This is a genomic window from Burkholderia sp. CpTa8-5, assembly GCF_017815045.1.
GTDB lineage: Bacteria > Pseudomonadota > Gammaproteobacteria > Burkholderiales > Burkholderiaceae > Burkholderia > Burkholderia sola.
Map to the genome: position 1 here is coordinate 89622 of NZ_JAGIQD010000015.1, position 12611 is coordinate 102232.

8 protein-coding genes are annotated in these 12611 nt (G+C 68.1%); 4 read left to right on the forward strand and 4 right to left on the reverse strand.

Annotated elements, in window-relative coordinates:
- Nucleotides 1–35: 35 nt before the first annotated feature.
- The gene (msbA, locus tag J8I35_RS22420) at nt 36–1787 is read right to left on the reverse strand and encodes a lipid A export permease/ATP-binding protein MsbA (protein ID WP_244137952.1); all 1752 of its coding nucleotides are present in this window, start codon (nt 1785–1787) and stop codon (nt 36–38) included.
- 224 nt (nt 1788–2011) lie between these two features.
- Here msbA and J8I35_RS22425 point away from each other — a divergent pair, with 224 nt between their 5' ends.
- From J8I35_RS22425 to J8I35_RS22435, 3 genes are all read left to right on the forward strand, one after another.
- On the forward strand, nt 2012–2764 hold the full coding sequence (locus J8I35_RS22425) for a glycosyltransferase family 2 protein (protein WP_050016370.1): 753 nt from the start codon (nt 2012–2014) through the stop codon (nt 2762–2764).
- Between the two features lie 120 nt (nt 2765–2884).
- The gene (locus tag J8I35_RS22430; protein ID WP_209926922.1) at nt 2885–3727 is read left to right on the forward strand and encodes a glycosyltransferase; all 843 of its coding nucleotides are present in this window, start codon (nt 2885–2887) and stop codon (nt 3725–3727) included.
- Between the two features lie 132 nt (nt 3728–3859).
- Nucleotides 3860–5140 carry an O-antigen ligase family protein gene (locus J8I35_RS22435; protein ID WP_209926923.1) on the forward strand — a complete coding sequence of 427 codons (1281 nt, stop codon included), beginning with the start codon at nt 3860–3862 and terminating at the stop codon, nt 5138–5140.
- A 138-nt stretch (nt 5141–5278) separates the two neighbouring features.
- Here J8I35_RS22435 and J8I35_RS22440 read toward each other — a convergent pair whose 3' ends face one another.
- The 3 genes from J8I35_RS22440 to dnaE all read right to left on the reverse strand — a co-directional run bounded on the left by J8I35_RS22440 (nt 5279) and on the right by dnaE (nt 11540).
- Entirely contained in the window at nt 5279–6457 is a 1179-nt protein-coding gene (locus J8I35_RS22440) for a glycosyltransferase family 9 protein (protein WP_209926924.1), read from the reverse strand.
- Nucleotides 6458–6606: 149 nt separating this feature from the next.
- Nucleotides 6607–7695 (reverse strand): glycosyltransferase family 9 protein, encoded by a 1089-nt coding sequence (locus tag J8I35_RS22445; protein ID WP_209926955.1) that lies wholly within the window; start codon nt 7693–7695, stop codon nt 6607–6609.
- Between the two features lie 311 nt (nt 7696–8006).
- Nucleotides 8007–11540 carry a DNA polymerase III subunit alpha gene (dnaE, locus tag J8I35_RS22450; protein ID WP_209926925.1) on the reverse strand — a complete coding sequence of 1178 codons (3534 nt, stop codon included), beginning with the start codon at nt 11538–11540 and terminating at the stop codon, nt 8007–8009.
- 216 nt (nt 11541–11756) lie between these two features.
- Between dnaE and J8I35_RS22455 the strand changes: the two genes are divergently transcribed.
- The gene (locus J8I35_RS22455) at nt 11757–12611 is read left to right on the forward strand and encodes a sulfurtransferase (protein ID WP_209926926.1); all 855 of its coding nucleotides are present in this window, start codon (nt 11757–11759) and stop codon (nt 12609–12611) included.

Here is a 12611-nt window from a genome sequence, read left to right on the forward strand (position 1 = left end):
GTATTGCGGCCGTCGCGCGGCCGCATGACCGCGCGTCACGCCGCCTGCTGCTGGTACTGGATCCGGTGCAGGTGCGCGTAGAGGCCGCCGTGGCGCAGCAGTTCGTCGTGGCTGCCCTCCTCGACGATCTTGCCGGCCTCGAGCACGAGGATGCGGTCCGCGCGCTCGATCGTCGACAGCCGGTGCGCGATCACCAGCGTCGTCCGGCCTTCCATCAGCCGCTCGAGCGCGGCCTGCACGTGGCGCTCCGACTCCGAATCGAGCGCCGACGTCGCTTCGTCGAGGATCAGGATCGGCGCGTCCTTGTAGATCGCGCGCGCAATCGCGAGCCGCTGGCGCTGGCCGCCGGACAACCGCATCCCGTTGCCGCCCACCAGCGTATCGAGCCCGTCGGGCATCGCGGCGACCGCATCGGCGAGGTTCGCGGCCTCGAGCGCGGCCTGCACGCGCGCGCGGTCGGGCGTCTGCCCGTAGGCGACGTTCGCGGCGATCGTGTCGTTGAACAGCACGACGTCCTGGCTCACCATCGCCATCTGGCTGCGCAGCGCGTGAAGATCGTAGTCGGCAACCGGCACGCCGTCGACCAGGATCGTGCCGTCCGTCGGGTCGAAGAAGCGCGGCAGCAGGTTCACGAGCGTCGTCTTGCCGCTCCCGGACGGGCCGGCGAGCGCGATCATTTCGCCCGGCGCGACCTTGAACGAGATGCGGTCGAGCGTCGGCCGCTCGGCCGCGCCGTAATCGAACGACACGGAGCGGAACTCGATCTCGCCACGCGCGTGCGACAGCGGCCGCCCGCCGCCTTGCGGCTCGGCCGGCTCGTCGATCAGCCCGAAGATCAGCTCGGCGGCCGTCATCCCGCGCTGCAGCGGCTGGTTGACGTCGATCAGGTGCTTGAGCGGCGAGATCACCAGCAGCATCGACGTGACGAACGCGACGAAGCCGCCGACCGTCGTCTGGTCGTTCGACGACTGCACGACCGCGATCGTGATCACGACCGCGAGCGCGATCGACGCGAGGAACTGCGTGAGCGGCTGCGCGAGGCCGCCCGAGATCGTCATGCGCATCGCATAGCCGCGCAGGCGCTTGCTCATCGTCGTGAAGCGGTCCATCTCGTACGCTTCGCCGTTGTGCACCTTGACGACCTTGTAGCCGCCGACCGTCTCCTCGACGATGTACGACAGTTCGTTGGTCAGCGTCTGGTGCTCGCGGTTCAGGCGGCGCAGCCGGCGGTTGATCTTGCTGACGAGCCAGCCGATGCCCGGCAGGATCACCGCGACGATCAGCGTGAGCCGCCAGTTCAGGTAGAACAGGTAGCCGAGCAGAAAGATCACCGTCAGCGAGTCGCGCACGAGCGTGACCATCACGCCCGTCAGCACCGACAGGATCTGGTTGACCTCGAACACGATCGCGTTGATTACCGTGCTCGCGGTTTCGCGCTGGAAGAACGACGCGCCCGTGTGGAGCATCCGCTGGAACATTTCGAGCCGCAACTGCAGCAGGATGCGGTTCGATACGTAGTTGAGCAGGTAATTCGACGTGTACTGCGAGACGCCGCGCACCAGCGCGAGGCCGATCACCGCGATCGGCACGTACCATTTCGCGCTGTCGCTGCCGTGCGAGCCGAAGCCGTGGTCGAGCAGCGGCTTGAGCAGCGCCGGAATGCCGGCTTCGGTGGCCGCGACGACGCCCATCGTCATCACGGCGAGCACCACGATGCCGACGAGCGGCCGGATGTACGGCCACAGGCGCTTGAGGACCGTGAGCGGCGACGTGCCGGTGCCGTCCATCGGTTTGCGAAGAGTGTTCTGGGTTTCCAAGGCAATCCTTCTTGAGCCGCGATGCGGCGCCCGGCGCGTGGCCGCCCGGGTGTGCGCCCCGTCGGGCGGGTGCCGGAAAGGGCTCAACATTATAGCTGCACCGCCCCCGCGGGCACGCCCGTCGCCGATGCGGGCCGCGGCCGGGCCGAAGGTATACTGCCGCTCACCGTTTTCTCCGCCTTTCCGACGATTTCATGGCTGAACCCTCCCTCGGCGTCGCCCTCATCGCCCTCAACGCATCCGCGCGGCTCGCGCAGTGTCTCGATGCGCTGTCGTTCGCCGACGACGTCGTCGTGATCGACGGCGGCAGCACCGACGATACCGTCGCGATCGCGCAGGCGCACGGCGCGCGCGTGATCGTCGAGCGCGACTGGCCGGGCTTCGGCCCGCAGAAGAACCGCGCGCTCGACGCGCTCGGCACCGACTGGATCCTGTCGCTCGATACCGACGAAATCGTCACGCCGGAACTCGCGCGGTCGATCCGCGACGCGATCCGCGCGCCGGCCGCGCAGGTCTATGCGCTCGACCGGCTGTCGAGCTTCTGCGGCCAGTGGATCCATCACAGCGGCTGGTATCCGGACTGGGTGCCGCGGCTGTTCCGGCGCGGCACCGCACGGTTCTCGGACGATCTCGTGCACGAGCGCCTCGTATTCGATACCGCCGCGCAGCGCCTGACCGGCAAGCTGATGCACTACTCGTACGAGGATTTCGAAACGGTCGTGCGCAAGCTCGACGCGTATTCGACGGCCGGCGCGCGCCAGCGCCGCGCGGCCGGCCAGCGCGGCGGCTTCGGCAAGGCGCTCGGCCGCGGCGCGTGGGCGTTCGTGCGCACCTACGTGCTGCGGCGCGGGTTCCTCGACGGCCGCGCGGGCTTCATGATCGCGGTGTTCAACGCGGAAACCGTGTACTACCGCTTCCTGAAGCTCGGTCACGAGCCGACCCGCTAGGCACCCGCCCGGTGCGCGATCGGCACGGCGTTACAATGCCGGGTTGCGCGCACCGTGCGTGCCCGCCCGAGCGGCCGCGCTGCGCGCCGCCCGTCACGACGACCACCGAATCCGACCGCCATGTTCTCCATCATCATCCCGACCTGGAACAACCTGCCGTACCTCAAGCTCGTCGTCGACAGCCTGCGCCGGCATTCCGCGTACGACCACCAGATCATCGTGCACGTGAACGACGGCTCGGACGGCACCCTCGACTGGGTGCGCAACGAAGGGATCGAACACACCGCGTCGCCGACCAACATCGGCATCTGCCATGCGGTCAACCTGGCCGCCGCGCGCGCCACGCGCGACTACGTCGTCTACATGAACGACGACATGTTCTGCTGCCCGGGCTGGGACACGGCGCTCGTGCGCCGCATCGAACAGATGCCCACCGACCTGTTCATGCTGTCGGGCACGATGGTCGAGCCGGTCGACACGCGCAACCCGTGCGTGGTCGTCAGCAATTTCGGCCGCGACGCCGAGCAGTTCGACGCGGCGGGCCTCGTCGCCGCGACTCCGAAGCTGGTGCGTGCCGACTGGCTCGGCTCGACCTGGCCGCCGACGCTCGTGCACCGCGACTGGTGGAACCGCATCGGCGGCTACAGCAGCGAGCTGTCGCCGGGCATGAGCAGCGACAACGACTTCTCGATGAAATTCTGGGACGCCGGTTGCCGGATCTTCGTCGGCGTCGGCGACAGCCTCGTGTACCACTTCCAGCAGAAGAGCACCGGCAAGATCGTCAAGAACGACGGCCGCCGCCAGTTCCTGAACAAATGGGGCATGACGCAGGCGACGTTCGACCGCTACTACCTGCATCGCGGCGAGCCGCTCGGCACGCAGATCGCGCTCGATACACCGGTGGTGGAAGGCCGCCTCAAGCGCGCGCTGCTGCGCTCGCGGATCAAGCGCGCGTTCATCTGATCCCGCCCCGAAAACCGCACGGAAACCTGCCCTGCTTCGCGTATACTGCGCCGTTCGTCCCGGGTCTCTCGCCGGGATAAGCGACGCGGCGCAGATGCCCGCAAGCCGCATTCGTCCATACGACAGGTTCCGATGCTTTCGTTTTCCGCTCCCGCCACGCGGCGCCTGACCGCCGCCCGCGCATTCGCCGTCGCCGCGCTCTGCATGGTGCCCGTTTCGACCGCGCTGACCAACGTGTTCTGCGGGCTGTTCGCCGCCGCGCTCGTGATCTCCCCCGAGTTCTGGCGCGACCTGCGCTCGTTCGTCACCGACCCGGCTTCGCTCGCGGCGCTGCTGATCCTGGCCGCGCTGGCCGCGAGCGTCACCTATACGGTCGCGCCGCACAACAAGGCGTGGAACTGGGTCGCGAAGTACGACAAGCTGCTGCTGCTGCCATTCGCCGTGCTCGCGTTCCGTCATTCGAACTGGGCGCCGATCGTGCGGCGCTGCTGGTTCGGCACGCTGTGCGTGATCCTGCTGCTGTCGACGACCAACTATCTCGGGCTCACCGCGATCGGGCCGGCGTATGCGACCCAACTGCCGCTGTCGCGCGCGTGGGTGTTCAAGAACCACATCGCGGCCGGCATGTTCGGCGCGCTGCTGTTCTACCAGGCGGCCGATCTCGCGCTCGCGGCCCGCACGGCGCTGTCGCGCGCCGCCTGTGCGGGCGTCGCCGCGTGGTCGCTCGTCAACGTGTTCGTGATGCTGCAGGGACGCACGGGACAGGTCATCGCGCTGCTGCTGATCCTCGTCGTCGCGGTGCGTTTCGTGCTGTTGCTGCGCCGGCAGTCCGCGCTGCGCGCGGGGCTTGCCGCCGGCGTGCTCGTCCTGGCGGGCGTCGCGCTCGTGGTTGCTGCATGCACGGTCCACAACGGCCGGCTGACGAAGGTCGTGACGGAAGTGCAGCAATACCGGCAGAGCGATGCGGCCACGTCGACCGGGCTGCGCCTCGAGTGGTACAAGAAGGGGCTGGAGCTGTATCGGCAGCGCCCGGTGATCGGCTACGGTGCGGGCGGCCTCGAATCCGAATTCGAGAAGCTCACGGCCGGCAAGACGGCCGCCGAAGGGCAGCTCACGTCGAACCCGCACAACGAATACCTGCTGATGGCCGTGCAGCTCGGTACGATCGGCCTGCTGCTGTTCGTCAACCTGATCGTGCAGATCGCGCGCGGCAGCCGTACGCTCGATCCGCGCTCGCAGCACTTGCTGCTCGGGTGGCTCGCGATCTTCGCGATCGGCAGCCTCGCGAATTCGCTGCTGCTGGATTTCGCCGAAGGGCACCTGATCGTGCTGCTGGCCGGCATCCTGCTCGGTTGCGGCGAACGCGGCGAAGCGCTGCCGCGCGAAACGTCGGCGATCCGGCGCAGCGTGTAACGCACGCCGGCATACGTTCCGCTGCCCTGCCCGGCCGGGTTCGGGGCAGCGGACATCCACCGCCGATGCGGGCGAGCCGCGCGGCTCTCCGCGAAACACGCCCCCTGCGAACGAAGAAAAACGCGCGCTTGCCGCGCGTCAGTCGGATCCGGTGCGGTGCAGCCGCGACGTGTCGACGACGATGTCGGCCGGGCCCGGCGGATTCAGCCCGAGCATCTCGGCTGCCGCGGCCTTCACGCGCTGCGCACTGAGATGAACGAGGCAGTCGCTGCGGCTGTCGACATGACGCTCGCAGCCTTCGTGCCGGCACGGCACGCAGTCGCCTTCCCCTTGCAGCAGCCACACGTTCCCGTGCCGGCCCGAGCCGCGCAGCGACCACGGATTCTCGGTCGCGGGCCAGTGCTGCGGCCACGGCCCCCAGCGCACGGGGTCGGACGGCCCGAACAGCGCGATCGTGTCGGTGCCGGTCGCGGCCGCGACGTGCGTCGCGCCGGTGTCGGGCCCGATGAAGAGCCGCGCGCGCCGCACGAGCTCCGCGCTCTCGCCGAACGTCAGGCGACCGACCAGGTTCAGCACGTCGCCACCCGCCTCGCTCGCGATCTGCTCCGCATACTCGCGCTCGCGATCGGCCGGGCCGCCCGACAGCGCGACCGCGAAGCCCTGCTCGCGCAACCAGCCGATCATCTCGACCCAGCCGTCGAGCCGCCATTGCTTGTAGCGGAACATCGGATACGGATGCAGCACGACCAGCGGCTTGCCGGCGCGGATCGCGGGCGACTCGGCGAGCCACGCGTCGAAACGTGCGCGCCGCGCGGGATCGTCGCCGATGCCGGGTGCGACGACCTCGGACACCGGCTCGATGCCGATCACCGGCGCAAGCGCGAGCGTACTGACGACCGTATGTGCGGATTCATGGTGATTGATCGCGATCCCGTTCAGCATCATCCGCGTGAGCCACGTGACGCGGTTCGGGTCGACGAGGCCGACCCGCTTGCGGCCGGCGAACCAGCTGTAGAAACGCGGCCGGTCGGAACTCAGCGCCGCGCACGCGAGATCGTAGCGGCGCCACATCGACAGCGCGTCGCGCAGCCGCTCGCCGAACCCCGCGCGCTGCGCGACCACGATCACGCGCCGCACGTCCGGATTGTGCTCGAGCACGCCCTCGGTGCCGCGAAACACCAGCATGTCGATCTGCGCGTCCGGCCAGCGGGCCTTCAGCGACCGGACGAGCGGTGTCGTCAGCAGCACGTCGCCGATACGGCGCGGCGCGGCAACGAGGATGGTTCTGGGCGGACGGGCGGAGGAAAACAGGGCCACGGTGATCGTCTGGCTGGCTGAACAAGGCTGGCAATGTACAGGATTTTGCAGCAGCCGGCGCGGCATCGCGCACCGGCCGCGCAGGCTGCCGCGATGCGGCCCCGCCGGCGCAGCGTCGTGCGGGACGCGGCCGCACGACGCGCCCGGCGCTACGATGCGATCGGCGCGATCGCAGGTGACGTGGCGGCGGCCGGTTGCGCGAGCGCCGTACCGGCCGCGGCTTCGTCGCGATGGCCGGCCTGCGGCAGCAGGTGGCGCACCGCGCGCTCGACCGCATCGATACCGATCGCGTCGACGGTCGGGCCCGCGCGCAGGATCACGTGCGGCACGCCGAGCGGATGCCAGCGCAGGTATTTCTCGGGACGATCCTCGAACAGGGCGGCCACCGGTACGCCGAGCGCCGACGCAAGATGCACGGGCGCGCTGTCGGCCGAGACGATCGCATCGAGCAGGCTCGCGGCCGCCACCAGCTCGGCGACCGACGAAGGTGCGACATGCTGTGCATTCACGTCGCGCCACAACTCGCCTTCGGCAGCGTGGCCGATGGCCGGATCGCGAAACACGATCACGTCGGCGACCGGTGCGAGGCGCTCGCCGAGGTCGCGCCAGCGGTCGGCGGGCCAGCGGCGCTCGACCGCCTTGTTCGACACGAACAGCCCGACGCGCGGCTTCATGCGCGCGCCGAGCAGCCGATGCCACGTTTCCTGCAGCGTGCGATCGGGATGCACCGACAGCGCGAGGCGATCGAGATCGGCGCAACCGAGTTCGGGCACGAGCCGGAAGCCCGACAACGCTTCGTGGCACATCGGCCGCCGCGCGACATGCTCGGGCTTGCGATCGTCGAATTCGGTCTCGGCATCGTGCCAGCGGCAATCCTTCGCGCGAAGCTGGCGCGCGAACTGCATGCTGCTGCGATGCATGCCGCCGTTCGGCACGATCACGAGGTCGAACCGCAAGCGGCGCAGACGGCGCACGAGGCGCAGCCGGTCGAGGAATGCGCGCATCCGGCCGGGACGATCGTTGCGCTCGCACTGGCGGCTGTACACGTAGGTGTGGATCGTATCCACGTCCGGGTTTCCGGCCAGCGCGGCCGCGTTGTAGCGGTTCGCGACCACATGCAGCTCCGCGCCCGTCCAACGCGCCTTCAGCGCGCCGAGAAACGCCGTCGTGCACAGCATGTCGCCCAGAAAATCAATCCGGATCACGAGGATCCGCTGCGGCGGGTTTCCATTGGCCATGGTCATGTGGGGACAATCAGTTTTTATCGTCGCGACGGGCCGTTCCACGGCATCCTGGTCCGAGGGCTTACCGTGCCGCGCGCTGCCGCACGCCGCACGGATCCCGCCCCTGTTTACGCGCGCTATCGGCGATGCTCGCCATGCGAACCCGCGGCACGCGTCGCGTTCGGACGGTTAGCGCGGGATTGTATAGCGTCCGGATGGCCAGCCCAAGACCCCGGCTGCCGCCACACGTAAAAACGGCCCGCCGCACCGCACGATGGCGATGCGGCGGGCCGCCTCTGCGCGACCGCCGCCGAAGCGGGGCGCGGTCAGTACGTGATTTCGACGACGCTGCCGTCGAACGCCGCGCGCAGATCCGCCAGCAGCACGTCGCTCGGCTTCACGCGCCACGCGTCGCCCAGGCGCATTTCGCCTTGCGCGCGCGCGTTGCTGTAGTGGATCTGGACGGCAAGCCCGTTCGGCAGCGGCGCCGGCGGGCGCCGACCGCCATCGCGCCCCCCGCCGCGCGGCGCGGGCGCTTCGACCACGTTCGCCGCGGCCGGATCGTCGTTCGACACGTGCGGCTCGAGCACGCGGCGCAGCGCGAGCGCGTCGGCGTTGCCGTTCATCGTCAGCCGCACGGCCTGCGCATAGCGGCTACGGGCGCGTTCGAGATCCATCACGGTATCGGCGGTGAAGCGAATGCCGCCGGTAAACGCGTCGTTGCGCGCCTGCCCCTGCACGATCAGCAGCTCGTCTTCCTTGAACAGCGCCTTGTTCGCCTCGAACTGTTCGTTGAAGATCGTGATCTCGCACTGGCCGGAGCCGTCGTCGAGCAGCGCGATCAGCATCTTGCCGCGCTGGGTCATCTGCGTGCGCAGCGACGCGATGATGCCGGCGACGAGCTTGTCGCGCCCTTCCTTCAGGTCGCCGACCTTCTGTCGCACGAAGCGGCGCACTTCTTCGCGATACGCGTCGAACAGATGACCGGACAGGTAGAAGCCGAGCGCGGCCTTTTCTTCCTGCAGGCGGCGCTTGTCGTCCCACGCGGGTTCGTCGACGAGCGCGTGCGCATGCGGCGACTCGGCACCCATGTCGAACAGCCCGGCCTGCATCGCGTTCGCTTCGGCCTGATCGGCCGCTTCCATCGCGAGCGGCACCGACGCGATCAACTGCGCACGGTTCGGGTTCAGCGAGTCGAACGCGCCGGCGCGGATCAGCGCCTCGACCGTGCGGCGGTTGACGACGCGCCGGTCGATCCGTTCGCAGAAGTCGAACAGGTCGGTGAACGCCTTTTCCTCGCGCGCACGCAGGATTTCCTCGATCGCGTTCTGGCCGCTGCCCTTCACCGCGCCGAGTCCGTAGCGGATCGTGCGCGAGCGCTTGCCGTCGGTTTCCGCGACCGGCTCGAACCGGTAATGCGACTGGTTGATGTCCGGCGGCAGCACGGCGAGGTTGTTCACGACGCAGTCGTCGAACAGGATCTTCACCTTGTCGGTGTCGTCCATCGCGAGCGTCATGTTGGCCGCCATGAATTCGGCCGGATGGTGCGCCTTCAGCCACGCGGTGTAATACGCGAGCAGCGCATACGCGGCCGCGTGCGACTTGTTGAAGCCGTAGCCCGCGAACTTCTCCATCAAGTCGAAGATCTCGTCGGATTTCTCGCGCGTGAGGCCGTTCTTCGCCGCACCCTCGGCGAAGATCTCGCGATGCTTGGCCATCTCCTCGGGCTTCTTCTTGCCCATCGCGCGACGCAGCAAGTCCGCGCCGCCGAGCGAATAGCCGCCGATGATCTGCGCCATCTGCATCACCTGCTCCTGATAGACCATGATGCCGTAGGTCTCTTTCAGGACGGGTTCGACGCGCGGATCCGGATAGTCGACCTTCTCGCGCCCGTGCTTGCGTGCGCAGAAGCTCGGGATCAGGTCCATCGGGCCCGGACGGTACAACGACACGAGCGCGATGATGTCCTCGAAGCGGTCGGGCTGCGCATCCTTCAGCATGCCCTGCATCCCGCGGCTTTCCAGCTGGAACACCGCGACCGTGTTGGCCTTCTTCAGGATCTGGAACGACGCCGGATCGTCGAGCGGCACCTGCGCGAGCGACCAGTCGGCCTTCGACGGATCGAGGCGGCGGATGTAGCGCTCGGCCCAGTCGAGGATCGTCAGCGTCGTGAGACCCAGAAAGTCGAACTTCACGAGGCCGACGGCTTCGACGTCGTCCTTGTCGTACTGGCTGACCACGCCGCCGTCGTCGCCCTGCGTGTACAGCGGGCAGAAATCGGTCAGCTTGCCGGGCGCGATCAGCACGCCGCCCGCGTGCATCCCGACGTTACGCGTCAAGCCCTCGACGCGCTGCGCGAGATCGAGCAGCTGGTGGACTTCGTCCTCGTGGTCGTAGCGCTCCTGCAGCTGCGGCTCTTCCTTCATCGCGTCGGCAATCGTCACGTGCTTGCCGGGCTTGAACGGAATCAGCTTCGCGACGCCGTCGGTGAACATGTAGCCGAGGTCGAGCACGCGGCCGATGTCGCGCACGGCCGCCTTCGCGGCCATCGTGCCGAACGTGGCGATCTGCGACACGGCGTCCGCGCCGTATTTCTCCTTCACGTACTGGATCACGCGATCGCGGCCGTGCTGGCAGAAGTCGATGTCGAAGTCGGGCATCGACACGCGTTCCGGGTTCAGGAAGCGCTCGAACAGCAGGTTGTAGCGCAGCGGATCGAGATCGGTGATGCCGAGCGCGTACGCGACCAGCGAGCCGGCGCCCGAGCCGCGGCCCGGGCCGACCGGCACGCCGTTGTTCTTCGCCCAGTTGATGAAGTCCGCGACGATCAGGAAGTAGCCGGGAAAGCCCATCTTCGTGATGGTCCCGCACTCGAATTCGAGGCGCTTGTAGTACGTGTCGCGCTGCGCGTCGCGCTCGGCTTCGACCGGATACAACTGCGCGAGGCGGGTCTCGAGCCCTTCCTTCGACAGCTGGACCAGGTAGTCGTCGAGCGACATGCCGTCCGGCGTCGGGAACAGCGGCAGTTTCGGCTTGCCGAGCTCGAGCTTCAGGTTGCAGCGCTTCGCGATCTCGACCGTGTTCGCGATCGCCGACGGCAGGTCGGCGAACAGCGCGGCCATGTCGTCCTGCGTGCGGAAATACTGGTCGGTCGTGAAACGCTTCTGGCGCCGCGGGTTCGCGAGGATGTCGCCTTCCGAGATGCACACGCGCGCCTCGTGCGCGGTGAAATCGTCGTCGGTCATGAACTGCGTCGGGTGCGTCGCGACGACCGGCAGCTTCAGCGACGCGGCGAGCGTCGCGGCCTGCTGGATGTATGCCTCGGCGCCCGGCTGGCCGTAACGCTGCAGCTCGATGTAGAAGCCGCCCGGAAACACCCGCGCCCAGCGCTCGGCGTGACGGCGCGCGGCTTCTTCGTTGCCCGCGGCCAGCGCGAGCCCGATATCGCCCTGCTGCGCGCCCGACAGCGCGAGCAGCCCCTGCGCGAGCTCGCCGTCGAGCCAGCTCGCGTCGAGTTCCGCGCGGCCGCGGTACTGGTTCGTGAGCCACGCCTTCGACAGCAGCTCGCAGAGATTCAGGTAACCGACCTTGTCCTTGACCAGCAGCAGCAGCCGCGACGGCTTGTCGCGGTCGTCCGGATTGGCAATCCAGACGTCGCAGCCGGCGATCGGCTTGATGCCCTTGCCGCGGGCTTCCTGGTAGAAACGGACGAGACCGAATGCGTTGCCGAGATCGGTGAGCGCGAGCGCGCCCTGACCGTCCGCGGCGGCCGCCTTGACGATGTCGTCAATGCGCACGATGCCGTCGGCGATCGAGAATTCGGAGTGAACGCGAAGATGGACGAAGCGAGGATCTGACATGGGCGCTATTGTAGCCGCCTCGCCGCGCAGGCTGCCCAAAAAATGCCCGTTTTGGCCGTTCGGCCGATGCACGCGGCGACGCGTCGCGCGGCTGGCCGATCGGCCGGATACCGATGCCCGCGCCGTTTGCGGGATAATACGGTTTTTCGAATCAACGCCCCGGCTTCGCACCCTTTTTTGCGGGCCGCCGTGCGGCCGTTTTCCCGTCGGACCATCATGACCATCGTCAACCTCGCCGCCTACCACTTCGTGTCGCTCGACGCGAACGAGCAATGGCGTCCGCTCGTCACCGCCCGCTGCAACGAACTCGGCCTGCGCGGCACGATCCTGCTCGCGCCGGAAGGCATCAACCTGTTCATCGCCGGCACGCGCGAAGCCACCAACGCGTTCATCGCGTACATCCGCCACGATCCGCTGTTCGAAGGCAAGTTCGCGACGCTGCAGTTCAAGGAAAGCCTGTCCGACTCGCAGCCGTTCCGCCGCATGCTCGTGCGCCTGAAGCGCGAGATCATCACGATGAAGAAGCCCGCGATCAAGCCGGAACTCGGCCGCGCGCCGTTCGTCGATGCGCGCACGCTGAAGACGTGGCTCGACCGCGGCCACGACGACACGGGCCGCCCGGTCGTGATGCTCGACACGCGCAACGCGTTCGAAGTCGACGTCGGCACGTTCGACAACGCGCTCGACTACCGGATCGACAAGTTCAGCGAATTCCCGGAAGTGATCGACGCGAACCGCGCCGATCTCGAAGGCAAGACGGTCGTGTCGTTCTGCACCGGCGGCATCCGCTGCGAGAAAGCCGCGATCCACATGAAGGAAATCGGCATCGACAACGTGTACCAGCTCGAAGGCGGGATCCTGAAGTACTTCGAGGAAGTCGGCGGCGCCCACTATCACGGCGACTGCTTCGTGTTCGATTACCGCACCGCGCTGAATCCGCAACTCCAGCCCACCGAGAACGTCACGTGCTTCGCGTGCCGCGCGGTCGTCACGCCGGAAGCGCAACGATCGCCGAGCTACGTGCCCGGCCAGTCGTGCCCGGCCTGCGCGCAGGCAGCCAGCGCCGCGTAA